Origin of the sequence: Moraxella sp. TY6 (assembly GCF_048551375.1) — a bacterium.
Lineage (GTDB): Bacteria > Pseudomonadota > Gammaproteobacteria > Pseudomonadales > Moraxellaceae > Faucicola.
Genome location: NZ_JBLYZJ010000019.1, coordinates 15,310 through 40,843, shown reverse-complemented (window position 1 = coordinate 40,843; position 25,534 = coordinate 15,310). Strand labels below are relative to the sequence as shown.

24 protein-coding genes are annotated in these 25,534 nt (G+C 43.8%); 9 read left to right on the top strand and 15 right to left on the bottom strand.

Annotated features, from left to right (window positions below):
- Nucleotides 1-239: 239 nt before the first annotated feature.
- From rpmI to ACK1U4_RS11160, 5 genes are all read left to right on the top strand, one after another.
- Nucleotides 240-437, top strand: a complete 198-nt coding sequence (gene rpmI / locus ACK1U4_RS11180; protein ID WP_419401860.1) for a 50S ribosomal protein L35 — start codon at nucleotides 240-242, stop codon at nucleotides 435-437.
- 40 nt (nucleotides 438-477) lie between these two features.
- Complete coding sequence (gene rplT / locus ACK1U4_RS11175; RefSeq protein WP_419401861.1) at nucleotides 478-834, top strand: 50S ribosomal protein L20; 357 nt, start codon at nucleotides 478-480, stop codon at nucleotides 832-834.
- Between the two features lie 121 nt (nucleotides 835-955).
- Nucleotides 956-1,996: a phenylalanine--tRNA ligase subunit alpha gene (pheS, locus tag ACK1U4_RS11170; protein ID WP_419401862.1), complete on the top strand. Its 1,041-nt coding sequence runs from the start codon at nucleotides 956-958 to the stop codon at nucleotides 1,994-1,996.
- 288 nt (nucleotides 1,997-2,284) lie between these two features.
- On the top strand, nucleotides 2,285-4,687 hold the full coding sequence (gene pheT / locus ACK1U4_RS11165; RefSeq protein ID WP_419401863.1) for a phenylalanine--tRNA ligase subunit beta: 2,403 nt from the start codon (nucleotides 2,285-2,287) through the stop codon (nucleotides 4,685-4,687).
- 182 nt (nucleotides 4,688-4,869) lie between these two features.
- Complete coding sequence (locus ACK1U4_RS11160; protein WP_419401864.1) at nucleotides 4,870-5,187, top strand: integration host factor subunit alpha; 318 nt, start codon at nucleotides 4,870-4,872, stop codon at nucleotides 5,185-5,187.
- A gap of 67 nt (nucleotides 5,188-5,254) precedes the next feature.
- Here ACK1U4_RS11160 and ACK1U4_RS11155 read toward each other — a convergent pair whose 3' ends face one another.
- The 7 genes from ACK1U4_RS11155 to ACK1U4_RS11125 all read right to left on the bottom strand — a co-directional run bounded on the left by ACK1U4_RS11155 (nucleotide 5,255) and on the right by ACK1U4_RS11125 (nucleotide 12,627).
- Nucleotides 5,255-6,238, bottom strand: coding sequence for a MetQ/NlpA family ABC transporter substrate-binding protein (locus ACK1U4_RS11155; RefSeq protein WP_419401865.1), 984 nt, complete (start codon nucleotides 6,236-6,238; stop codon nucleotides 5,255-5,257).
- A gap of 214 nt (nucleotides 6,239-6,452) precedes the next feature.
- Nucleotides 6,453-7,142, bottom strand: a complete 690-nt coding sequence (locus tag ACK1U4_RS11150) for a methionine ABC transporter permease (protein ID WP_419401866.1) — start codon at nucleotides 7,140-7,142, stop codon at nucleotides 6,453-6,455.
- 28 nt (nucleotides 7,143-7,170) lie between these two features.
- Nucleotides 7,171-7,908 (bottom strand): methionine ABC transporter ATP-binding protein, encoded by a 738-nt coding sequence (locus ACK1U4_RS11145; protein WP_419401867.1) that lies wholly within the window; start codon nucleotides 7,906-7,908, stop codon nucleotides 7,171-7,173.
- Nucleotides 7,909-7,996: 88 nt separating this feature from the next.
- Nucleotides 7,997-9,775: a M61 family metallopeptidase gene (locus ACK1U4_RS11140; RefSeq protein ID WP_419401868.1), complete on the bottom strand. Its 1,779-nt coding sequence runs from the start codon at nucleotides 9,773-9,775 to the stop codon at nucleotides 7,997-7,999.
- A 115-nt stretch (nucleotides 9,776-9,890) separates the two neighbouring features.
- Nucleotides 9,891-10,910, bottom strand: a complete 1,020-nt coding sequence (locus ACK1U4_RS11135; protein ID WP_419401869.1) for an asparaginase — start codon at nucleotides 10,908-10,910, stop codon at nucleotides 9,891-9,893.
- 208 nt (nucleotides 10,911-11,118) lie between these two features.
- Complete coding sequence (locus tag ACK1U4_RS11130; RefSeq protein WP_419401870.1) at nucleotides 11,119-11,886, bottom strand: M48 family metallopeptidase; 768 nt, start codon at nucleotides 11,884-11,886, stop codon at nucleotides 11,119-11,121.
- Between the two features lie 117 nt (nucleotides 11,887-12,003).
- A complete protein-coding gene (locus ACK1U4_RS11125; protein ID WP_419401871.1) occupies nucleotides 12,004-12,627 on the bottom strand; it encodes a PH domain-containing protein in 624 nt (207 codons plus the stop codon).
- A 329-nt stretch (nucleotides 12,628-12,956) separates the two neighbouring features.
- On the opposite strand from ACK1U4_RS11125, the gene ACK1U4_RS11120 reads away from it, so the two are divergent.
- Complete coding sequence (locus ACK1U4_RS11120) at nucleotides 12,957-13,214, top strand: hypothetical protein (protein ID WP_419401872.1); 258 nt, start codon at nucleotides 12,957-12,959, stop codon at nucleotides 13,212-13,214.
- Between the two features lie 174 nt (nucleotides 13,215-13,388).
- Here ACK1U4_RS11120 and hemH read toward each other — a convergent pair whose 3' ends face one another.
- Together hemH and ACK1U4_RS11110 are read right to left on the bottom strand one after the other, a co-directional pair.
- Nucleotides 13,389-14,408, bottom strand: a complete 1,020-nt coding sequence (gene hemH / locus ACK1U4_RS11115) for a ferrochelatase (protein WP_419401873.1) — start codon at nucleotides 14,406-14,408, stop codon at nucleotides 13,389-13,391.
- A gap of 36 nt (nucleotides 14,409-14,444) precedes the next feature.
- Nucleotides 14,445-15,188 carry a substrate-binding periplasmic protein gene (locus ACK1U4_RS11110; protein WP_419401874.1) on the bottom strand — a complete coding sequence of 248 codons (744 nt, stop codon included), beginning with the start codon at nucleotides 15,186-15,188 and terminating at the stop codon, nucleotides 14,445-14,447.
- 532 nt (nucleotides 15,189-15,720) lie between these two features.
- Between ACK1U4_RS11110 and ACK1U4_RS11105 the strand changes: the two genes are divergently transcribed.
- The 3 genes from ACK1U4_RS11105 to ACK1U4_RS11095 all read left to right on the top strand — a co-directional run bounded on the left by ACK1U4_RS11105 (nucleotide 15,721) and on the right by ACK1U4_RS11095 (nucleotide 18,388).
- Nucleotides 15,721-16,089: a FeoA family protein gene (locus ACK1U4_RS11105; RefSeq protein WP_419401875.1), complete on the top strand. Its 369-nt coding sequence runs from the start codon at nucleotides 15,721-15,723 to the stop codon at nucleotides 16,087-16,089.
- A gap of 128 nt (nucleotides 16,090-16,217) precedes the next feature.
- A complete protein-coding gene (feoB, locus tag ACK1U4_RS11100) occupies nucleotides 16,218-18,107 on the top strand; it encodes a ferrous iron transport protein B (RefSeq protein WP_419401876.1) in 1,890 nt (629 codons plus the stop codon).
- Between the two features lie 143 nt (nucleotides 18,108-18,250).
- On the top strand, nucleotides 18,251-18,388 hold the full coding sequence (locus ACK1U4_RS11095; RefSeq protein ID WP_419401877.1) for a hypothetical protein: 138 nt from the start codon (nucleotides 18,251-18,253) through the stop codon (nucleotides 18,386-18,388).
- Nucleotides 18,389-18,428: 40 nt separating this feature from the next.
- Here ACK1U4_RS11095 and ACK1U4_RS11090 read toward each other — a convergent pair whose 3' ends face one another.
- The 6 genes from ACK1U4_RS11090 to ACK1U4_RS11065 form a co-directional block, all read right to left on the bottom strand.
- Nucleotides 18,429-18,989, bottom strand: a complete 561-nt coding sequence (locus ACK1U4_RS11090; protein ID WP_419401878.1) for an NUDIX hydrolase — start codon at nucleotides 18,987-18,989, stop codon at nucleotides 18,429-18,431.
- Between the two features lie 231 nt (nucleotides 18,990-19,220).
- Complete coding sequence (locus ACK1U4_RS11085; RefSeq protein ID WP_419401880.1) at nucleotides 19,221-20,645, bottom strand: amino acid permease; 1,425 nt, start codon at nucleotides 20,643-20,645, stop codon at nucleotides 19,221-19,223.
- Between the two features lie 173 nt (nucleotides 20,646-20,818).
- Nucleotides 20,819-22,081, bottom strand: coding sequence for a 4-aminobutyrate--2-oxoglutarate transaminase (gene gabT, locus ACK1U4_RS11080; protein ID WP_419401879.1), 1,263 nt, complete (start codon nucleotides 22,079-22,081; stop codon nucleotides 20,819-20,821).
- 221 nt (nucleotides 22,082-22,302) lie between these two features.
- Nucleotides 22,303-23,757 carry an NAD-dependent succinate-semialdehyde dehydrogenase gene (locus tag ACK1U4_RS11075; RefSeq protein ID WP_419401898.1) on the bottom strand — a complete coding sequence of 485 codons (1,455 nt, stop codon included), beginning with the start codon at nucleotides 23,755-23,757 and terminating at the stop codon, nucleotides 22,303-22,305.
- Nucleotides 23,758-23,804: 47 nt separating this feature from the next.
- Nucleotides 23,805-24,134, bottom strand: coding sequence for a DHCW motif cupin fold protein (locus ACK1U4_RS11070; protein ID WP_419401897.1), 330 nt, complete (start codon nucleotides 24,132-24,134; stop codon nucleotides 23,805-23,807).
- Between the two features lie 173 nt (nucleotides 24,135-24,307).
- Nucleotides 24,308-25,483: an acyl-CoA dehydrogenase gene (locus ACK1U4_RS11065; protein ID WP_419401896.1), complete on the bottom strand. Its 1,176-nt coding sequence runs from the start codon at nucleotides 25,481-25,483 to the stop codon at nucleotides 24,308-24,310.
- Between the last annotated feature and the right edge of the window lie 51 nt (nucleotides 25,484-25,534).

Sequence of the window (25,534 nt, the reverse complement as noted above, 5' to 3'; positions counted from 1 at the left end):
TCTCTATTCATTTGTCGGCTCTTAGTGACTTGCTTTTTTTTATAATACCTTGTTTTTATTGAAGTGCGTAACTTCAGAACCTAAGTTAAGAAAGATTTGATTAAAAATTACTAGCTAAAAGCATAACCATCTGATAAAATACTGCCTCCCACCTCAAGGCAAAATTTTGGTTAATCACTAATTAATAAAAATTTTTGACAAACAGGTTAATTTTCATTATTGAGAACGAAGAGGCTACTATGAAAGTAAAACTCAAAACTCGCCGTGGTGCTGCCAAGCGTTTCAAAAAAACCGCCAATGGTTTAAAACGTAAACAAGCATTCAAACGTCACATCTTGACCAAAAAATCTCCTAAACGTATTCGCCAATTACGTGGGTGCAAAATGGTACACGTGTCTGATGAAGCCCGTGTATATCGTATGTGTCCTTATATCTAATTGACTGATTAAATTATATTTTTATTATTAGGAGTAAATTATGGCTCGTGTAAAACGTGGTGTACAGGCAAATCGCCGTCATAAAAAAGTATTGGCTCGTGCAAAAGGTTACTACGGAGCTCGCTCACGTGTATTCCGTGTCGCAGTACAAGCAGTAACAAAAGCTGGTCAATATGCGTATCGTGACCGCCGTAACAAAAAACGTTCATTCCGCCGTTTGTGGATTGCTCGTATCAACGCAGGTGCAAGACTAAATGGTCTAAGCTATAGCCGTTTAATCAATGGCTTGAAAAAAGCAAACATCGAAATCGACCGCCGTGTATTAGCAGATATCGCTATGCATGATGCACAAGGTTTCACTGCATTGACTGAAAAAGCCAAACAAGCTCTTGCTTAATTGATTTTCTCATAAAAAAAAGCCATTCGCTTCACGGTGAATGGCTTTTTTTATGACATTTACATTCTGCCTTAAACCCTTTAGAATACTATCATTTTAGCCATCTAACGATAATTGACTTATGACTGATATCACTGCACGCCTCGCCCAATATTCCGAAACGTTAACCGACCTTAGCCAAGACCAATTTGCCGAATTTACCGATTTGGCAAAACATCTGATTGCCACCGCCCAAAATCCGCAAGATTTACAAGCCGTTCGAGTGACTTTAACAGGCAAAAAAAGCCACCTTACCACATGGTCAAAACAGCTCGGTAGCCTAGATGCTGACGGCAAAAAAACCATTGGCGGACAACTGCATGAGGTGCGTAGCCAAATCAACGACCGCCTACAACAAGCCCAAGCCGACCTTGAAGCCCAAGCCCTCGAAGCCAAGCTTGCCAGCGAGTCAATTGACATCACGCTACCTGCTCGTGGACAGAATGCAGGCAATCTGCACCCAGTCACCATGACCGCACAACGCATGGAAGGGTTTTTCCGCCAAGCAGGATTTGAGATTGCGACAGGACCAGAGGTCGAGAGCGATTATTACAACTTTGAGGCGTTGAATATCCCAAGCCACCACCCTGCTCGTGCCATGCACGACACTTTTTATTTTAATGCCAATTATGTGTTGCGTACCCATACCAGTTCGGTGCAGATTCGCACGATGGAACAGGGCAAATTGCCAATTCGTATCGTGTGTCCAGGGCGTGTATATCGCAATGACAGTGACCAAACGCATTCACCGATGTTTCATCAGCTTGAGGGTTTGTATGTCAGCGAATCGACCAATTTTGCTGAATTAAAGGGCTTAATCCATGAGTTTTTGCAGGCGTTTTTTGGCAAAAAATTGACGGTGCGTTTCCGTCCGTCATATTTCCCATTCACTGAGCCGTCTGCGGAGGTGGATATTTTGGCGGATAATGGTAAATGGCTTGAGGTAATGGGCTGTGGTATGGTGCATCCGAAGGTGTTGTCAAATTGTGGCATTGACCCAACCAAGTATCAAGGTTTTGCGTTTGGGATGGGGATTGAGCGGTTTGCGATGTTGTATTATGGCGTGAATGATTTAAGATTGTTTTATCAAAATGACGTTAGATTTTTAAAGCAATTCGCCTAGTATTAAACAAGGTCATTAAAAATGTTACAAACTTATGAGGCACTTATTGCCGAAGAAATGAAAAACTGGCAACGTTCTGACAATAATTAAACCTATCAAATTAGGACTTACGCATTTAACCAAATCGTAGGTTGGGTAGAGCTTGCGATACCCAACAATTTCAATGGTTTATGTTGGGTGTCATTCTTCCACCCAACCTACAAATGGCATTTTTAGGTAAGTCCTACAAATTTTAAATGGTGTATAAAACGCACCTTACGGACACAAAAAAGTTAGAGTAAATTTAACATGAAAATTAGCGAAAACTGGCTACGCCAATGGGCGAACCCAACCCTAACAGCCGAACAAATCGGCGAACAACTCACCATGACAGGCTTAGAGCTTGACGACTTAACCCGTGTCGCCAAAGACTTTAGCGGTGTCGTCATCGGTGAAGTCCTCACTTGCGAACAACACCCAGATGCTGACCGCTTGCGTGTCACCACCGTCAATGTCGGTGAACATAGCGAAACGCCCTTACAAATCGTCTGCGGAGCTCCCAACGTCGCCGTTGGCGTGCGTGTGCCTGTCGCCCTTGTCGGTGCAAAATTGCCACCTGCACAAGGCGATGAACCATTTACCATTAAAAAAGGCAAACTGCGTGGCGTAGAGTCGCAAGGGATGCTGTGTGGTGGTAGCGAAATCGACTGTGATGACGGCGTGGACGGCTTGCTACTATTGCCAAGCGACGCCCCCATTGGCATGGATGTGCGAGCCTACCTTGGGCTGGATAACCATGTGCTAGACATCTCGATTACCCCCAATCGTGGCGACTGCTTTAGCGTGCGTGGGATTGCTCGTGAATTGGCGGTGTTAAACAACCTTGAATTTAAACTACCATTTGACAATGTCACCGCACCTGTGACCGAAAATGATGTACAGGCGGTCAATGTGACAACGACTGATTGCCCACGTTATTACGCCCAAGTGGTCAGCGGTTTGACAGGCACGACCGCCTCGCCAGACTGGCTAAAACAAGCCTTGACCGCCTCCAACGTCAAGCCTCGCAATCTATTGGTGGATGTCACCAATTATGTATTGCTCGAATTGGGTCAGCCGTTACACGCTTTTGATGCCGAAAAGCTAGTCGGTGCGATTACCGTGCGTCATGCCAAACAGGGCGAAACTTTGACCTTGCTAAACGAACAAGACATCACCTTGACTGGCGATGAATTGGTAATTGCCGATGAAGAGGGCGTGATTGCCCTTGCAGGGATTATGGGCGGACTTCGCACTGCCGTGACCGATGACACTCAAAAAGTCGTCATCGAAAGTGCGTTTTTTGCCCAATTAGCGATTGCAGGTAAGGCTCGCCGTTTTGGCTTGCATACCGATGCGTCACAACGCTTTGAACGTGGCGTGGATTTTGAATTGCCAAAACTTGCCCTAGACCGTGCCGTCAATCTGCTACACACCTTGGGTGGTGGCAAAGTCGGTCAAATTACTTTGGTCGAAAAAGTGGAAGCATTGCCAAAACGTGAAGCGGTGCGGTTGCCCGTTACCAGTATCAATAAATTGTTGGGGGCGGATATTGCCACCGAAACAGCGGTAGCGATTTTAAATAGCTTACAAATCAGTACCACTGTGGAAAATGACACGCTAGTCGCCACGCCACCAAGCCACCGTTTTGACATTGCGATTAGCGAAGACTTGGTCGAAGAAATCGCTCGCATTTATGGCTATAACAACATTGCCAATCGTTTGCCTGCATTTGAGGCGAGCCTATTTGACAATAAAACCCAAAATGATTTGCATAATCTAAAAATGGCGTTGGTGAATCAAGGCTATTTTGAAGCGGTGAGTTTTAGCTTTAGCGATGCCAAAATTGAGCAACTGTTTGACAGCAAAAATTTTGCCGAACCGCTTGCCCTTGCCAATCCGATTTCAGCCGATTTGGCGGTGATGCGTAGAACCTTGCTGTCTAGCCTGTTGGCTTGCGTGCAGTATAACTTGAATCGTCAAGCGACCCGAGTGCGTTTATTTGAAACTGGGCTACGTTTTGATGGCTCGGATATTGCCAGTCTAAATCAAGTGGAAAGCCTTGCCTTGGTGGCGGTGGGAACGACCAATCCAGAACAACCGCTTGATAGCCGTGCGATGGATTTTTATGACCTAAAACATGATGTGGAAGCCGTCATGCCTCGCCATGCGTTGAGCCAAATCAGCTATCAACGTAGCCAACAGCCATTTTTGCATAGCGGTCAAAGTGCGGATATTTTGGTCGATGGTAATAATATTGGTTGGTTAGGACAATTACATCCGCAAGTTGCTAAAGCCCTTGATTTGCCAACGACTTGGGTAGCACAGCTTGATTTGCAAGCGTTAATTGCCCTACAAAATGGCGATAAAACCATTGCCTCACCGAGTAAATTCCCACACGTTCGCCGTGATATTGCTCTGCTTGTGGATAAAGCGATTGCCGTGCAAGACATTTTGGCGGATATTCGTGCGACTGGCGGTGAGCTTTTGAAAGACAGTTGGTTGTTTGACGTATATGAGGGCGATAAATTGCCAGAGGGTAAACGCTCATTAGCGTTTGGATTGGTGTGGCAAGAGGCAGCTAGTACGCTTGCTGATGATAAGGTCAATCAAGCGATGCAACAGGTGGTTGAGCGTTTGGCAACCAACCATCAAGCCACATTGCGTGATTAATCATTGGCTTATGTTAGCTACAAAGGCGGATTTTCAATAATTCGCCTTTTTATATGATAAACATTAATTGTCTTATGTTGTTTATCTTATACTTAACATATCTTTGTATTATTTTTGTCGACTAAGAATAGTAAATTTGTTAATATAACATTTTCGGCAGTTGCCATAGGAGAAAAGACAATATGACTAAACCGTCCGATATTGCCAAAACGTTAACCAAGTCTGAAATGATTAATCATTTGATGGAAAATCTTAGTATGACTCGCCAAGAAAGTCGTTGTTTTGTCGAAACTTTCTTTAATGAGCTTTCACATCATTTAATTAATGGACATCAAATTAAATTGTCAGGGTTTGGCAACTTTGAAATCAAAGACAAAAAACAACGCCCTGGTCGCAATCCCAAAACAGGGGAAGCCGTGAGTGTCACTGCTCGCCGTGTTGTCACCTTTAAGGCAGGACAAAAAATGCGTCGTGCGGTGGAAGACAGTTTATTTAATTAAAATTGTTTGTTATTCAAAAAAGGAAGCCGAGGCTTCCTTTTTTATTGATTATTTGAGGTCAATACGATTACTTGGTCGCTGATGCACTCGAAGCGGTAGCGGTTGCACTGGCTTGAGCAGGTGCATTATTTGGATTTTCACCCCAAATCGCAGGGTATTTATAGCCTGGGAACGTTTGGTGAGCGTATTGCTTAAATTCGGCTGAATTATAGGCATTGGTCACGTCTTTAACCCATTGTGCGTCTTTGTCTTTGGTGCGAATCGCTGACCAATTCACATACGCATAGCTTGGCTCTTGGAATAGGGCTTCGGTGATTTTCATACCTGAACTGGTGGCATAGTTACCATTTACCACGGCAAAATCCACATCCGCTCTGGCACGAGGCAATTGGGCGGCTTCTAATTCAACAATTTTGATGTTTTTTGGATTTTCAGCGATATCTGCTTTTGAGGCGGTCAATGGGTCAATATTGGCTTTTAATTTTACCCAACCCAATTCATTGAGCATAACCAATGCACGTGCAAAGTTACTTGGGTCATTTGGAGCAGCGACTGTTGCACCGTCTTTGACTTGTTTTAGGTCGTTGAGTTTACCTGGATATAAGCCCAATGGTGCGGTTGGCACTTGGAAAGCTTCTACGATATCAAGGTTATTTTCTTTTTTGAAGGTATCCAAATATGGTTTATGTTGGAATACGTTAAGGTCGATATCACCATCTGCTAGGGCTTTATTGGGGCGAACATAGTCCGAAAACTCGACCAATTTGACTTTATAGCCTTGTTTTTCAAGCTGTGGCTGTACAGATTTTTTGACCATATCACCAAAGTCGCCCACGGTCGTACCAATGACGATTTCAGGTTTATTGGGGTCAATCCCTGTGCTAGCGGTGGCTTGAGTGGCACTTGCACCTGTGGCAACGCTGGCGGTTGGGGCTGTGCCACTGGCTTGGGCGGTGGTTTCGGTTTTGGTTTCAGGCTTGGTACAGCCAACAAGGGCAAGTCCTGCAATACCCAAACCTGCAAAAAGTTGAGAAAGATTCAAAGTTTTCATTCGGTCACTCCAAAAAAAGGCTAAAAATCAATGTTATCACACTGGATAAATTGGTCATGCTACCTTACCATAATCTTTTCCAAAAGGTTATATTTTATTAGATTATGTATGTGAAATTTTTTCATATTTGGCTTAATTTTTATCATCAATATTATTATCAATAAAAAAAAGCATACCACCTTATAGCAGTATGCTTTTGATAATTCAGTAAATTTTAGCGTTTATCAAGTTTATGAGCCAACATATTGCCCACGCTTTGAATGATAATCACCATAATCACCAATAAAACCACCATAAAAATCATCACGTCATTTTGGTAGCGGTTATAGCCATAGCGAATCGCCAAGTCCCCTAGCCCACCACCGCCAATCATGCCTGCCGCCGCACTGTACGACAACAAGCTAATCATCAAGGTAGTAATACTCAAAATCAGACTGGCACGAGATTCGACCAATAATACTTTGCTGACAATCGTCCATTTACTCGCCCCCATGGATTGGGCAGCTTCGATGATGCCACGAGGCACATCACGCAAGTTTTGTTCGACCAAACGGGCAAAATAAAACACCCCTGCCAATGCCAACGCAAAGGATGCTGCCACAGGCCCAATGGTCGTACCAACCAAAATACGTGTCATCGGAATCACCACAATCATCAAGATGACAAACGGAAATGCTCGCATCAAATTGGTGAGGTTGCCAATACCTGCGTACAGATGCCGACTTTCGCTGAGTTGATTTTTACTGGTCATAAACAATGCCACGCCCAATAGCGTGCCTAATACCACTGAGGCAACGGTTGAGATTCCCACCATGATAAGGGTTTCCCAAAACGCTTGCCAAATCTCGTCACGCATGCCCCAAAGGTTGTCCATTGCGGATTGCCAAGTTAGTTGATTTGCCATGAAAATACTCGTAAATAACGGTTAAAAATCAATCTTCAGTAATTAATAATTGCCCAATATCCGTGGTCGCACGGATTTCACCCTCGTGTACGTCTGCCACTTCGAGCAATGTGCCTTTATCCAACAATGCCACACGATGGCATAATTTGCGAATCACGGACATTTCGTGGGTGACGATGACGATGGTGACGTTAAATTTTTCATTGATTTCTTTAAGGCACGCCAGCACTGATTTGGTGGTGGCAGGGTCAAGTGCCGAGGTCGGTTCGTCAGCGAGCATGACGTGAGGGCGTGGGGCTAACGCTCGTGCGATACCTGCACGCTGTTTTTGTCCGCCTGATAACTGGGCAGGGTAATGGTTAGCACGGTCTGCCAAACCAACAATCTCAAGGCATTCCATCACTCGAGGCATGATATCAGCTTTTTGCCACCCTGCCACTTCAAGGGCAAAGGCGACATTGTCCGCCACGGTGCGGTTTGCCATCAGGTTAAATTGTTGAAAAATCATGCCAATATTTTGGCGTGCATGGCGTAAGTCATGGTTGGACAAAGCGGTCAGCTCTTGCCCATCAATGGTGACTGTGCCTGCGTCTGGGCGTTCGAGTAGGTTAATCAGACGCAACAGCGTTGATTTACCTGCCCCAGAATAGCCCATCAAGCCAAAGATTTCACCTTGGGCAATGTGTAGCGAGGTGGGGTGTACCGCATCAAACCAAGTGCCATTTTGGGTTTGAAAGCGTTTTGTAACGTTATCAAGTTGAATCATGACCAGTGACCACAATAAAAAAGGCTAATTTTACCATAGCTTGTGGTGGAATGTTTAGCAAAGATTGACTAAGCATTTTCCACGATGACTAATTCCAAGCCAACCAGCCCAATTTATCTTGAGCTTTTAGCACCCATTTTTCACCATTTACCACACTACCCTCATCAACAGGCTCAACTTCCAGCACTAGCAATTCATCACGGCGGAAAATGTGACAAACTACCGTATCCTCGCTGATGGCTTGGGTTTTAGCGGTAGATTTTAGCCATTTTTCGGTGGCTTTAATGCCGTCAATCGCCACAATCACATCATTGGCAGAAATCCCTGCACCACTTCCTTGACTGCCCCTTACCACCCGTTGCACTTTTAGCCCGCTAGGGTCGCTCACCACTTTTAGCCCCCATATTAGGCTCGTGTCATCGGTTTTTTCGATATGAACACCCTGCTCGGTCAGCAACTCGGCTAATGGCAATTCGGTCGTACCCTCAACGTAATTGGCTCGGAAATCTTGCCAAACCTGTTTGGGTAAAAATTCACTCATCATCGCATCCAAATTGGCATCGGTCATACCAAAGCGTTGATTCGTTTCTAATTTTGCCTTGCCATAAAAGGCTTTTATCACGTCAAAAATGCGTTTGCCCTGTTGCATCAAGGTCAAATCAAGGCACAACGCCACCAACGCCCCTTTATTGTAGTAGCTAATGCCTGCGTTTGGCGTGTTTTCATCGCTTCGATATAGCTTAATCCACGCATCAAAGCTCGACTCCGCCACACTTTGCAAGGCTCTGCCGTGGGTTTGATGATAGCGATTAATTTGTTCGGCTAATAACTTTAAGTAGCTTTTTTGCGAAATCACGCCACTTTGTTGCAACATAAAATCATCGACATAACTGGTAAAACCTTCAAATACCCACAGCAAATTGGTGTAACCCTCGGTGCTCAAATTGGGGTTTAAAAACACCGCAGGGCGGACGGTTTTGACCCACCACGTATGAAAATATTCGTGGCTACATAAGCCCAAAAAGCGTTGATAATTGTCGCTCGGCTCATCGGCTTCATAAAAACTCGGCAAATCATCACGAGGGGTAATCAGACTGGTGCTTTCCAAATGCTCAAGCCCACCGTAATCATTGGCAGTCGCCATCGTCATAAATAGATAATCGTCAAACGGTGTGTCGCCTAGCCAATCGACATAGCTTTGGCAAATACGGCTTAAATCGCTTTCTAGGCGTTCAAGGTCGCTTTGTTGCACCCCTGAAATGACAAAACGGTGGGGAATCGGTTTGTCATCCTTATTAATAATTTCAAACCAGAACTCGTCCTGCTCGGCAATTTCAAATGGGCTATCGGTCAGTTGTTCGTAATTATCGGCTTGAAGTTGGTAGATGGTTTGGGTGCGTTGTTGGTGCATTTTATCCGCTAAAGCGGTGGCAAGGCTGACTTCCACACCATTCACGTCAATAAAGTCTTGCGGACATAACAATTCAGCTTGAATGGGCTGATGCTCTTGCCCTTGCACGGCTAACGCCAGTGAGGTGAAATTACCATACAGCCGAGTTTCATCGACATACGCCCCTCGCACCGATAAATCATAGGCGTAAACTTCGTAATGTACGGTAATGTAGTTGCCTTGTTGGGCGGTGATTTGCCAATGGTTTTTATCGAGTTTGTTTAGGCGTTGGGTTTGATTATCAATGGTCGCAGACACGGCGGTGATATGCTTGCTAAACTCACGAATCATATAACTGCCTGCTATCCATGCAGGTAGCCAAAGGGTGGGATTGGCTTCATGTGCAGTAAAAGTGAGCGTGACATCAACAAGGTGTTCACGGAAACGGGCGAAATTGAATTGGTAGTGGATGGTCATAATTATCTGCTTTTATCATCAAATTTGTCACATTTTAACAGAATTAAAAAAGCCATATCACAACGATATGGCTTTTTTATGCCTGATAGTATGACAATAATGGTGAAAATATGGTTTATTTAAAACGTTGGCGAATCGTTGGTAAACCGTCTTTATTTACCAATGCCAAAGTCAATAATACACGAGATTTTTGTGGGTTTAAAAAGCCACTGCTAATGCCTTCATCTTCTGGTACATCGACATAGCCATTCTCAACACGAGTCGAACGCACGATAGGAAAACCTTTAGCAGTCAACTCTTTAACACGAGCAATCATCGGTACAGACAAGCTACCTGCCCCAGTCCCTGCAATCACCACCCCTTTTGCTCCATTGGCAATCGCTGAATCTAGCTGTGAGGTATCAGTGCTTTGGTAGCCATAAATAATTTCGACCTTTGGCAAGCTGTCAAATTTGCTTACGTCAAATGACGATTTGTTGGTGATAACTTGAGGGGCATAATAGAATTTTGGGGTCAAGCCAATCATTTGCCCATAACCACCTGCTTCCACTGATTTAAAGGTGTCTGGGGTATTGGCATTGGTTTTGGTGATATAGTAGCCAGAGCCGATACGGTCATTCATCACTACCATCACGCCACGGTTTTTGGCATCGGCATGGGTGGCTACGCTCGCTGATTGAAGCAAATTCATATAGCCATCAGCACTCAAAGAAGTTGATGGACGCATTGAACCAACGAGAACGATTGGCTTGGTCGGTTTGGTGGTCAACGACAAGAAAAATGCAGTTTCTTCAAGGGTATCCGTACCATGGGTGATGACTGCCCCTGCGGTGTCGCCTGCAAGGTCGCTGTTTAATTGCTTGGCAAGTTTTAGCAAAATCTCGTTGCTCATATCATTGCTGTCCACGCTAGCGACTTGGTAGCCTTTGACATTAGCAATGGTTTTGAGTTCTGGCACGCCTTCAATCAGTTTATCTACGTTTAATTTAGCCACACTATAGCGAGTGGTATCGGTATTGCTGGCTGATGTCCCTGCAATCGTACCGCCTGTGGCATAAATATTAAGATTTGGCAAAGCGAATGCTGATGTTGCCATCATCAAAGGTAGTATCATGCTATATTTAGAGATTTTCATAATGTCCTCAAGATTTTTGCTGTTATAGTTGATATTAGTTTTAGGGCGTTGAAAAACACGCCTATCGGCAACTTGGTCATATTATTGTCATAATTGATAACAAATTTACCATTGAATACCCTCAAGATACCGATTGTCTTATTGTATGCCTTTTTTTGATGGCTGACAAAGATTATTTATAATCAAATTAAGTTTGGTGATATCGCTATCATAGCGATTGGTGGCTATCATCATCAAGGTGATTGACTTTTAGACGCTGATGCCAAACTTGATAATCTGGCATCACTCGCTCAACATGCCCCCAAAACTTTGCCGAATGATTGGCTTCATGCAAATGGCATAGCTCATGCACCAACACATAATCCGTACATCTCAACTCAAACTGGGCAAGCCATATACTTAACCGAATGGTGCGGGCATTCGTGCTACAACTGCCCCAGCGAGTTTTCATGGTGTAAGGGGTGATTTTGGTGGCGGATTTTCCGACTTTATGCTCCCAATACAGTTGCCGAATTTCAATAAATTTCACGAGCCAAAACTTAAAGATACTCACCAGCGTTCTTGGAATGTCAGTTGTACTAAAGTCTGTGCTGTGTTTGAAATATAGGGAAAACAACGCTTGAACCGTTATTTTCTCCCCTTCAAAATAAATGTCACTATCAAGAGTTAGATTTTGCAAGTCTTGAATATCGTTGAAGTAGGTGGATTTTTTGGGTTTAAATTTTTGGCGTTTATGTTGTTTTTGCTGAAAGTCGATTGCCCACGCTAGGCGGTTTTGCAGTGATTGGATTAGGGCTTGTTTTGGCAATTGGACAGGATATGACACCGTCATTAATGTGGTAAATGGGGCATCATTATCTAAAGGTTTGAGTCGAAAGTTGATGTTTTTGACTTTTTTGGGTTCAATGATAAGTTTGATATTGGCGTTGGCATACGTTGATAATAGGCTATTTAATATGTTGTTGTGGTCACACATTTCAAAGATTTTTTATGTAGAGGCTTATTGCATCAGCCAAATTCATCACTTTAACACAAGGGCGTAAGTATTACGCCCCTACAAATTTTGCCAATATCCGTATCAATTTACCCATCATTACTGACGCAAATAATGCTCAAAAATTGCCGAAAAGTCATACTGACGAATCGCATTCAACCGCTCGCCATACGCCGTTTCCACCTGTGCCACCGTCTGATTGACCACATCAGGCAAGTTTAGCACCACATTTTCGGACAACTCACGCAAACTAAACATATTCGTTACTGTGCTAAATGAACGCTCTAATACCGCTTCTTTATGGGCGATAACTTTGCATTGCTCACTAATGGCGGTCAAGGCTTTGTAAATATCACGGATTTGTTCGATTTGGTTTTTGTCAATATCAATCGAAAATGCCATACCGCCCAAGCTAAATTTCAGCTCGGCATCCATGTCCATCGTGCCTGCGGTTTCAATCATAATATTGCTGGGCTGATAATAGCGGTATGGATAGCGTTTAAGTAGGCGTCTTTTACTGGTTGCCGACTGCCCATCAAGGTGAATAAAAGCGGTATTGGTAAAGCAATATTCGTCCATTTTGGACTTGATGACAAAGTAGATGCGTTCATTGTCTTCGTGAAAAATATAGTCATCAATGTCAGTTTGGTTAAATTGGCTTGGCGGAATGATTTTACCAATATCACTTAACCCAAAAGCGTCTGAAGCAAGATTTTTAAACATAATTTTTCCTTAATGGTATGGTCGTTTAAACTAAAAATAAGACAGTTTTGTAGGGGGGTATTACATACGCCCAAAATTTTAAAGTCTTGTTTTTGATTTAACTCAATATATTATGCCGTTATGACGTATTTTCCCCATTATCCAATCTTTTATCTTAAAAATCAAAACAAACATCCACCCAATACCAAGCCATTTTGCAAAGTTTAGATAAGCAACACAATTACCACAATTCGTTGAATTATTAACAAAAATAACCGTGGTAGCCAAGCCAAGGCTTTGTTATGATAGTAAAAAATTCCTCAAAACAATACAACAATAGGGAAAATCTGATGAAAAATACCGCCAAAATCCTACAACATCTTACCGATATTGACCCAGACAATTTTGAAGTAGAGCTTGATGATGAGTTTTTATCTAGCCTGCATATTGGCACGGAAGAAAGTGGGCTGACGCTGACCCACCCACAAGATATGGATGAGGCTCGGATTGATGAGGTATTGGTGGAAGATAGCTTTAATGAACAACATTATCCCACCATTCAAGACATCGCCGACCCTGAAGCGGTGGAAGAAAGCTATCGGCATTGATTTTTATCGTTGTCTAAACTAGAAATAAAACAGTCTTGTAGGGACGTATTGCATACGCCCAAAATTGCAAAGTTTAATTTTTGATTGCATTCACAAGCCATCAACGACCAAAAAATAGGGCGTATTCAATACGCCCCTACCGTTTATAGTTTTTTAAACACAATTTATCAAAAATTAATAATACCCCAATAAATTGTCTTGCCACGCTTTGAGGTGGGGCAATGCCAAAGTTTCTAACAAATCAATATGCCCCTCATCGCTGTTTAATGCAGGGATATAATCATAGCTTTTTCCACCTGCCTGTAAGAAAACATCTCGATTTTCCACCGCCAATTCCTCAAGCGTTTCAAGACAATCTGCCGAAAATGATGGGCTAACCACTTGCACTGACCCAACGCCCTGTTTACCCCACTCTTCAAGGGTTTGGCTGGTATAAGGCTTGACCCATTCTTGCTTGCCAAAGCGTGACTGAAAGCTACATTCCCATTCCTCTCGCTTTAACCCCAATGCTTGTGCCACTTGCCCTGCGGTACAGCGACAGCGTCTAGCATACGGGTCGCCTTTGTCCTCGTATGGCTTGGGGATACCATGAAAACTAAACAGCAGTTTTTGCGGTTTACCATGCGTGGCTTGAAAGCGTCTGATACTATCCGCCAACGCCCCAATGTAGAGCGGATGAGCAAAATAATCCTTGATAAAACTGACACTTGGCAAATTGCGTTGCCCCATTCCCCATCTCGCCAATACGTCAAACACCGCCCCTGTGGTGGTGGCAGAGTATTGTGGATATAGGGGCAACATCACGATATGCTCGACTTTATCCGCCGTCAATTGGGTTAACATATCGGACAAAGCAGGCTTGCCATAGGTCATACCGACATGCACACTGACATCACAGGGAAATTTATGTTGGGTTAGGCGTTGCTCAAGTAATTCGGCTTGTTGAAAGGTGATTTTTCGCAGGGGAGAATCACCATCCCACACACTTGCATACGCATGGGCGACTCGTTTGGGGCGAGTGGTTAGCACGAATAAATTAAGAATGATTTGCCAAACAAGCTTAGGGATTTCGATGACCCGTGTATCGGATAAAAACTGTTTGAGGTACGTCCGCACCGCAGGCACAGTTGGGGTATCTGGCGTACCAAGATTGATAAGAATAAGGGCGATTTTTGGGGTGGTAATGGGTTTCATACGGTTATTAGTAAAACAGTGGTGGGTTTGGGCAAGTTATTTTGCTGGCATAATATCTGGCTCAACCCCAAACCATTTTTGGTACATTTGGGTATATTTACCATTTTGAATCAAGGTTTTAATACCTTTATTGATTTGATTGGTCAATTTGGGATTGTCGTTTTTGATTAGTATCACTAATGGAAATGGGCTGTCAAAATATGAGCCATTACCTGTCAAGGTCAGTGGATAATTGGGGTTTTGATTTAGGTAATATCGCAATGTATTACGACTACCGACCCCTGCATCGGCTTGACCTGTGGCGACCGTTTTGAGAAGGTCGATATCTGATGGCACTTCGATTAGCTGAGTATTGGGCTGAAGTAAATTTTTCAGTTCTTTGGCATAAATACTGTCTTTACCTACCACCACTTTTTTACCACTTAAATCATTTATGGTATGGATATTATTTACGGTTTTTTTGACCACGATGGTATCTTTGCCATAATTATAAGGAATGCTAATAAGGTACTTTTGTTGAAGTTGAATATCTTCAATGTCGCTTAACGCAATGCCACCCAGTACGATATCATGCGTACCTGATGGTAAGGTTTTGACCAAACTATCCCAAGCAATCGGTTGAATTTTAACCTTGAAACCTTCCTGCTGTGCAATTTGCTCAATTAAATCAATGTCAAAACCCACTTGTTTTTTGCTGTCATCAACAAAGCTATAAGGTGGAAAATCCGCATCAATCGCCACATGATACACAGGAGTAATTAGATTGGTTTTTTGTTCCATATCAACAGGTGCTGTATCTTTGGTTGTATATGATGACCCATCATTACATCCTGCAACAAACAATAGACTAGCCATCGTAGCTATATGCTCACCTCGTAATACCATTCGATCGCCCTTATTGTCTTTTGCCCAATACTACCTAATCACATATCAATTGTGGTTTATCCTACAATTCATGTGATGATTAGCATACCCTATTTAAATAGTAAATGTCTACCAGTCTGCTGATTATGATTGGATTTTTCTATCGATTTAATATAGATGCAACATAATAATCAATAAACTTAAATACTATCATCAGAAACCTTAGCACACTACTACCATTGGCGAAAGTCTCAAAAAGTAATAAAGACCCACCTGTTAATAAGCTTAAGGCAAGTAGTTTTATCACAAAACATTCGGATACCTTTAACAGAATTTAATAGCCAAAACACCTTGCTTTTAACAAGCAAAAGTATAATAATATTTATTATTAAAAGACAATATCTCTCATTTTCATTATCATTCCTTTATTCATTATGAGAAACATCGTATGACCAGCATACCCTTAGATGCAGATTTTGGTGATTCTTCGCTTCGTTTTAGCCCAATCAATATCCATTCATCAGCCACGCCCCCATCCATGACACCCCAAGAGTGTACTAATGTTCGTGATTTGTTGAGTTTGCCACGCCATCAAATTGTTTATATTGATGCCATCACCACCAACCCTGCTTTTGGTGCGGATGATGCGATGGTGAGTAAACGCTTGTTTGATTTAGGATTTTTACCCAATACTGCCATAAAAGTGGTAGCAAAAGGGCTGTTCGGTCGTCCACCATTTGCCGTGCAGTTGGCAGGTGGCTCACAATTTAGCTTGCGTAAAGAAGAATTAGCAAAAATTCAATGCCGATTGGTGTGATTTTTTATGATTTGACTTTTCGTGACTTGATATCACAATAACATTGGCTTTGTAGGGGCGTATTGAATACGCCCTTTTATTAAAGCCTTATTTATCATTGAATTACCAAGTATGACTTTGGGTATGATATGGCAATTACATTAGCCTTAGTAGGCTCGCCAAACTGTGGCAAAACCGCCACCTTTAATGCGTTGACAGGGGCGAAAGCCAAAGTCGCCAATTACTCTGGTGTGACGGTGGATAAAAAATTCGCCCAGTGGCTAGGTGACCCTAGCATGACGATTTTGGATTTACCCGGTACGTATAGTTTGCGGACGACTAGCCCAGATGAGCAGGTCACTCGTGAGGTGCTACTGGGACAACAGGCAGGCGAAGCACCGCTCGATGGCATTATTGCAGTGGCGGATGCGACCAATTTACGCTTGAGTTTGCGAATGTTATTGGAACTCAAGCAGTTGGGCTTGCCGATGTTGGTGGCGTTAAATTTATCCGATGTGGCAAATGCTCGTGGTGTGGTGATTGACGAAACCGCTTTATCCCAAGCCCTTGGCGTGCCTGTGGTCAAAACCGTTGCCATCAAGCGTGAAGGCTCGGCAAAACTGCACCAACTGCTACAAGATTTTATCACCCATCATACTGCCAATCCCCCTGTCCGTCTGACCGATAGCCAACATTTTCACCAAATTGCCGATACCATTGATAATCTCGATGCCTCTGAATTATATGCCGAGGTTGATGCGATTATCGCCCAAGCCGTGCATGAAAAAGGCGAGTTACCTCATTGGCATGAGCGTGTTGACGGCGTGTTGTTGCACCCTGTTTGGGGGATGATGATTTTACTGGCGGTGCTGTTTGTGATGTTTCAAGCGGTGTATGCGTGGGCAAGTCCGCTGATGGATGCGATTGAGGGGGCGGTTGGCAGTCTTGGGGCGTGGCTTACAGCGACTTTAGGTGAAGGGCTGTTACAAAGTTTGCTGGTTGATGGTGTCCTCGCTGGGGTCGGTGGGGTATTGGTGTTTGTGCCTCAGATTGCGATTTTGTTTTTGTTTATCTTGGTGCTAGAAGATTCTGGCTATTTGCCTCGGGCGGCGTTTTTACTGGATAATTTATTGGCAAAAACAGGTCTGTCGGGGCGTGCCTTTATTCCGTTATTATCAAGCTTTGCTTGTGCCGTGCCTGCGGTAATGGCAACTCGTACCATTCCCAATGCTCGTGAACGCCTTGTGACGATGGCACTTGCACCAATGTTGACTTGCTCGGCTCGCCTGCCCATTTATGCGTTGGTGATTGGGGCGGTAATTCCAAATACGCCTGTGTTGAGATGGTTTAATTTGCAGGGTTTGACGTTATTTGGGCTGTATTTGGCAGGGATTATTTCGGCAAGTTTGGTGGCATTATTGCTGAAATATCTTGCTAAAGTGCAAGGTCAGCAAGGTTTGACCGCCTTAATGATGGAATTGCCAACCTATCGCTTGCCCAATGTGCGTCATATTGCGGTGAGTTTGTGGGATAAAGTTAAGGCGTTTTTGGTGCGTGCAGGGACGGTGATTTTTGCGTTATCGGTGATTTTGTGGGTATTGGTGACGTTTCCCAAAGCCCCTATCAATGCCACTGCTCCTGCGATTGATTATAGTATGGCAGGGCGATTGGGGCGGTTGATTGAGCCGATTTTTGCACCGATTGGCTTTGATTGGCAGACCTGTATTGCGATGATTCCCGGCATGGCGGCTCGTGAAGTGGTGGTCGCAGGCTTGGGGACGGTGTATGCGGTGGGTGGTGATGAGGAAGCGGTGACAGATGGTTTGTCACATATTATTCATCAAAATTGGGGCTTGCCAACAGCGTTTGCATTTTTGGCGTGGTATATATATGCACCGATGTGCTTGGCGACTATTGCGACCATCAAGCGTGAAAGCCACTCTGCTAAGTACACGACTGGTATTGTGGCGTTTTTGTTTGTGTTAGCTTATATCGCCTCTTTTATCACCTATCGGGTGACAGCGATGTTAATAACTTAACAATAAATGGTAGGGGCGTATTGCATACGCCCAATAATCAACATCTCAAAAAGGGCATAAACCTTACGCCCCTACAATACGATATTTATTTTTAGTATTAAATAGTGCGTAAAACGCACCTTACGAATTTAAAGGCAAAAATAATGAATCCTCAATTACAAACACTGATTGTAATTATAATGGTGCTGATTGCCACGATTTATATTTTGCTAAAAGCCAAAAAACGCTTAACCACCAAAAATACTGCTTGTGGTGGGTGTGGTAAGTGTGGACATTCATAAGGGCGTAAGCATTACGCCCCTACATTTTGACTGTTAACAATTATTCCGTTAAATGCACATCTTTCATAATGACTTGTTGATGAATCGGAAAATCCCCCAATTGATGCCCTGCTTTGCGGTCAGCGAAATAATGTTTGAGGGTTTCAATCACATTTTGAAATGCCAAATCTTCCCACGGCATATCATCTTCGCTAAACAACGCACATTCTAAGCTTTCTTCCCCTACCCCAAATTTACCGTCTTTGAGCGACCCAATAAACATGGCATGAATTTGCCCAATATCAGGGATATCATACAAACAATATAGTTGTAGCCCCTCGCCTGTTGCTTCGGCTTCTTCGACACATTCACGGTTGCCCCCTGCCAGCATGGTTTCACCCAACTCCATAAACCCTGCAGGCAATGTCCAATAGCCATGCCGTGGCTCAATCGCTCGGCGACATAACAGCACTTTATCCTCATGGATTAGGATACAGCCGTTGATGACTTTGGGATTTTCGTAGTGAATATAGCCACAACTGGGGCAAACCAAACGGGGACGGCTATCTAATGGGGGGATTTTTTGTTCGGCTGGGTGTCCGCATTGTAGGCAGAATGGCATGGATTATCCTTATTTATTATCACTAAGTAACTAAACAAATTGAAATTATAATCTAATTTTCCGTGGGTTACGCTTCGCTAACCCACCCTACGATATTGAATGTTATAAGATAATTTTGTTTCGGTACTTATTTTATCAATTTCATTCCTATACTAACATTGATTGGCGAATTTGGATACTCCCATAAAAAAAGGCAATCCGTGGATTGCCTTATTTGTTACCGTGTCAAAATTAAGCAGATTTACGTCCACCTGTACCAATACCGAATTTTTGGGCAATGATACCCATGGTGACGATGACCCCTGCCAACATTGAGGTATAGATGACTTCATTGCGTTGTGAACCTTCAAAAATCATCACAATAATAGATGCAATAATCACGAAGATAACCAAATACGTCAACCAAGGGAATAACCACATTTTAAAGCTGATGGGTTTGTTTTCCGCTTCCAGTTTACGTCTCATAAATAATTGTGAGAATGCAATTGCCAAATACACATACAAAGCCACTGTCCCTGTCGCTGTCATCAACACGTCATAGATATCCATTTTCTCAGTGGCAGTAAAATAAATCGCCACAAACGCAAAGAAGCTAGAAATCAAGACGCTCACCCAAGGTGTGCCTGTTTTTTCGCCTGTGACTTGCATGATACGATGGGCATCGCCACGTTTTGACAATGAAAACAGCATCCGAGAGCAAGTGTATAATGCTGAGTTAAAACAGCTACATACAGAGGTTAATACCACAAAATTCACAATATTACGAGCATTGGGAATGCCCAACGCACCCAAAGTCACACTATAAGTCCCATAGGTTGGGTCTTTTAATAACGGATTGTTATAAGGTACAAGACAAACCGCAATAAAAATCGAGCCTACGTAAAACAGGATAATCCGCCACACCACTGATTTGGTGGTTTTGACAATTTCTTGGCTTGGGTTTTCGGATTCTGATGCAGCGACCGTCACCACTTCCGCCCCAATAAAGGCAAACATCACGCCTAATAAGGCTGTCACGACCGCACCCGGCCCATTCGGCATAAAGCCTTCACTGGTCAGATGGGTAAAGCCTCGTGCATCAAGACTGCCCAACGGCCATAGGTTCATAATTGCCAAGCTACCAATGATAAGGAATATGACAATCGCAATGACTTTTACCAAGGCAAACCAAAATTCAAATTCGCCATAGTTTTTGACATTCATCAGATTGACGACCATCAGTGATAAGGTCACTATCAACATATAGCCCCATATCGGTATCATCGGAAACCATAGGTGAAGGATTTTGCCTGCGACATACGCTTCCCACCCCATCAGTAACGCCCAAAAATACCAATATAACCAGCCAATGGTAAAACCTGCCCAACGTCCGATAGCACGGTCTGCATAGGTCGAGAATGAGCCAGTGTCTGGTTGTGACACCGCCATCTCACCTAGCATACGCATGACCAAGACCACCAGCATACCGCCTGCCAAATACGCAAGGACAGCCGCAGGACCTGCATTAGCGATGACTTTACCAGAACCGATAAATAACGCTGCCCCAATCACCCCTGCAATCGAAATCATGGTGAGGTGTCGAGATTTTAAACCGCCTTTTAGTTGTGCTTTTTTTGCTTGGGTGTCATCGACACCTAACTGCAACGATTCACTCATTGCCATGACTAACTCCTTTTAGTCTAACTTGGAATAATGGCTTTAGAACTGACGCAATATCATTGCTTGTAGGTTGGATTAATCCTATCAACCCTAACGTTATCAATACTTTGTGTTGGGTCTTATACTTCGACCCAACCTACCAATAGATTTTTGTGTCAGCCCTAACGAGATTAGGCAAGTGCCTCTTTGATAATCGCCAAAGCTTCATCAAGTACACTGTCTTCAACGGTCAAGGGTACCATCACACGAATGGTATTAAAGTACATACCACAAGAGGCTAATAATAAACCTCGCTCAAATGCTTTGGCTTTAAGGGCATTGGTGGTTTCAACGTCTGGATTGCCTTCGCTATCCACGACATCAAATGCCAACATCGCACCTTTATGACGTACGCATGAAATTTTAGGGTTATTTAAATCTGTTAAAAAAGAAGCAATTTTTTCACCAATCGCTTGGCTACGTGCTAATAAGCCTTCTTCTTCAATGATTTGCATCACTTGTAAAGCAGCAACTGTACCCAATGGGCTACCTGCATACGTACCGCCCAAACCGCCTGGTTGTGGAGCATCCATGATATCAGCACGTCCAATTAATGCTGAAATGGGGAAACCACCTGCCAAGCTTTTGGCACTGGTCATCAAATCTGGCTCAACGCCTAATTGCTCTGTGGCAAACAACGTTCCTGTACGCCCAAAACCTGATTGTACTTCATCAAAAATCAATACGATGCCATGTTTATCACAAATTTCACGTAATTTTTTGGCATACGATGGGGTTAATTGGTGGAAACCACCCTCACCTTGAACTGGCTCAACAATCATCGCTGCCACTTCAGATGGGTCGATATCGGCTTTAAAAATCATCTCAAGCCCACGCAAGGCTTCTTCTTCACTGATATGATTTTCAGGGGCTGGGAATGGGGCATGGAAAATAGAAGCAGGCATTGGACCAAACGATTTTTTATACGGAATCACTTTACCTGTCAAACCCATTGCCAACAGGGTGCGACCATGCCAGCCACCAACAAACGCAATCACCCCCGGACGACCTGTTTTGGCACGGGCGATTTTGATGGCGTTTTCGACCGCTTCTGCCCCAGTGGTGAGCAAGAAGGCTTTTTTGTCGCCACTGATTGGGGCTTTCTCGCACAATTTTTCACATAGCTCAACGTAGCTTTCGTAGTTGGTGATTTGGGCTGAGGTGTGTGAAAAACGTTGTAATTGCTCGCTCACGGCTGCTACGATTTTTGGGTGGCTATGCCCTGTATTTAAGACGGAGATACCACCGATAAAATCAATATAACGTTTGCCTTCTACGTCCCAAATTTCGCTATTTTTGGCTTTATCAGCAAAAATCGGAAAGGCGACTCCTAAACCATTGGGTAAGACTTTTTTACGGCGTTCTAATAGGCTTGCGTTGGTTAGATTACTCATGTCAAACTCCTTTTTTATAAATGATGGTTGGTGTTACATTACGATTTTGGGCGTATGCAATACGCCCCTACAAAATCTATATGATTAATATAGGACTTACGCATTTAACCAAATCGTAGGTTGGGTAGAGCTTGCGATACCCAACAATTTGAAGGGTTTATGTTGGGTGTCATTCTTCCACCCAACCTACAAATGGCATTTTTGCGTAAGTCTTATAATAATTAAGTAATATCAGCACACCAATATTTGGTGGTGACGTATTCTTCAATACCGTATTTTGAGCCTTCACGTCCAAAGCCTGATTGTTTGACCCCACCAAAAGGGGCGACTTCGGTTGATAAAAGCCCTGTGTTTTGGGCAACCATGCCGTATTCAAGCCCTTCGGTCACACGCCATGAACGTGCCATGCTTTGCGAATAAAAATAGGCTGCCAATCCATAAATCGTATCATTGGCATGGCGAATGACTTCTTCTTCGGTTTCAAAAACGAACACAGGGGCGATTGGACCAAAAATTTCTTGGGTGGCGATATCCATATCACTATTGATATCGGTCAAAATAGTCGGTTCAAAGCTGAGAGCAGAGGCTGAATGTTTTTTACCGCCTGCGACCACAGTCGCACCTTTACTGACCGCATCTTCTAGCAAGGCTTGGACTTTATCCATCGCATCTTGGTTAATCAATGGCCCGATTTCAACGCCTTGCTCTAAGCCATTACCGATTTTTAGGGCTTCGACTTTTTTCTTAAAAATGGCTAAAAATTGGTCTTTGACACTAGCTTGGACGTACACACGGTTGGCACACACGCACGTTTGTCCTGCATTGCGGTATTTTGAGATAATCAAGCCTGTGGCGGCTTTTTCGAGGTCAGCATCGTCAAATACGATAAAGGGAGCATTACCACCCAACTCCATAGACAGTTTTTTGACGGTTGAGGCACATTGAGCCATCAATTTACGTCCAACTTCAGTTGACCCTGTAAAGGATAGTTTGTGAATACGTTCATCCGTGGTCAATACATCACCAATCACCGAAGATTTACCTGTGACGATTTGAATCACGCCTGCAGGAATACCTGCACGCACGGCAAGTTCACCCATCGCAAGGGCTGTCAGTGGGGTTTCGGTCGCTGGTTTGACAATCATGCTACAGCCCGCTGCTAAGGCTGGGGCAACTTTACGAGTAATCATGGCAGCAGGAAAGTTCCACGGTGTAATCGCCGCACACACGCCTACGGGTTGTTTGAGAATGACATAACGCAAATCAGGGTTGGTGGCTGACATCACATCGCCATACACACGCTTGCCTTCTTCGGCAAACCAACGGATAAAGCTGTTGGCATAGGCGATTTCACCACGTGCTTCGGTCAAGGGCTTGCCTTGCTCGGTAGTCATAATGGTGGCGAGGTCATCGGTGTTGGCATCAATCAAATCTGCCCATGCCATCAGTAGTTCACCACGTTTTTTGGGGGTCATTTTTGCCCATTCGACTTGAGCAGAGGTGGCATAATCCACAGCTTCCACCACTTCTTCACGGCTGAGGCTCGGAATTGTACCAATAAAGCTATTATCAAATGGGTTGGTGACATTGATGGTGTCGCCACTGTTTGCAGGTCGCCATTGATTATTGATAAGCACAGTGTCTTTGATAAGACTGGTATCTTTGAGATTTAACATCATTCAAACTCCCTGATTGATTATGTGATGGACTGACTGCTGAGGTATTAATCCACAATAAATAACTTCGCCCCTGTGGTAGTTGATGAGCGGTGTGGCACGGTGTCATCAGCGACTTGGTAAGTCATGCCTGCGGTCAATACAAATTTACGTCCGTCTTGTAGTTCGGTATGTAGCTCACCTTCCACACAAAGCAAGATATGACCTTTGTTGCACCAATGGTCTGACAGATAACCTGCTGAATACACCACCGAATGAACATTGATATCGCCAAATTGCAAGCTACGCCATTCTGACGTACCTGTTTCGCCTTGATTTTGGGTGACAGGGACTTGTGTCCAGTCGGTGACTTGAAAGGGAATGTCGGTCATTTTCATGGTGATAGTCCTTATCTTAAATGTTTCAATCCACATCTGCAATGAATATCAAATCCAATATTGTAGGCTAAAAGTAAGACATCAGCCAAACATCTAAAATCTTCAATAGGGCGTAAGCATTACGCCCCTACAACCTATAAATTAAAACGTTGGATTTGGTATCAGAAACTACATTAAGAAAATGCTTGTAAGCCAGTTTGAGCTCGACCCAAAATCAAGGCATGAACGTCATGTGTGCCTTCATAGGTATTGACAGCTTCAAGGTTCATGACATGGCGAATGACATGGAATTCATCCGAAATACCGTTACCACCGTGCATATCACGAGCCACACGAGCGATGGCTAAAGCTTTGCCACAGTTGTTGCGTTTGATGAGGGAAATCATCTCTGGGGCGGCTTTGTCTTCATCCATCAAACGTCCCACACGCAAGGCAGCTTGTAAGCCTAGAGCGATTTCGGTCTGCATATCGGCAAGTTTTAGCTGTACTAGTTGAGTGTTGGCTAATGGGCGACCAAATTGTTTGCGGTCAAGGGTGTATTGACGAGCTGCGTGCCAACAGAACTCAGCCGCTCCCATTGCACCCCATGCGATGCCGTAGCGTGCTTTGTTTAGACAGCCGAAAGGTCCTTTAAGTCCACGGATATCTGGGAAGGCATTTTCTTCTGGCACGAATACGTTATCCATCACGATTTCGCCTGTGATAGAGGCACGCAATGAGAATTTACCTTCGATTTTAGGGGCAGACAGTCCTTGCATCCCTTTTTCGAGGATGAAGCCACGGATTTGACCTTCATCATCTTTTGCCCATACCACAAACACATCGGCAATCGGTGAATTGGTAATCCACATTTTTGCACCTTTAAGCTGATAACCACCATCGACTTTTTTGGCACGAGTTTCCATCGAAGCAGGGTCAGAACCTGCGTTTGGCTCGGTCAAACCAAAACAGCCCACATATTCACCTGTGGCAAGTTTTGGCAAGAATTTTTGTTTTTGCTCTTCTGTGCCATACGCCCAAATTGGGTGCATCACCAAGCTTGATTGCACACTCATGGCAGAGCGGTAACCAGAATCCACACGCTCAACGGCACGAGCAATTAAGCCATACGCCACACTTGATAGCCCTGCACAGCCATAACCATCAATGGTCACACCCAATAAGCCAAGCTCGCCCATTTGACGCATAATATTACGGTCAAAATCTTCGTTACGATTGGCTTGGATAATGTTTGGCATCAATTCATTTTGGCAAAAATCCGTTGCCGAACGATACACCAGACGCTCTTCTTCGGTCAGTTGTTGGTCAAGTAGTAGGGGGTCTTCCCATTGAAAGTTAGGTTTTGACATGGCGATATCCTTTTTTACATTGAACTAAATTCATTCAATTACACGCTACTG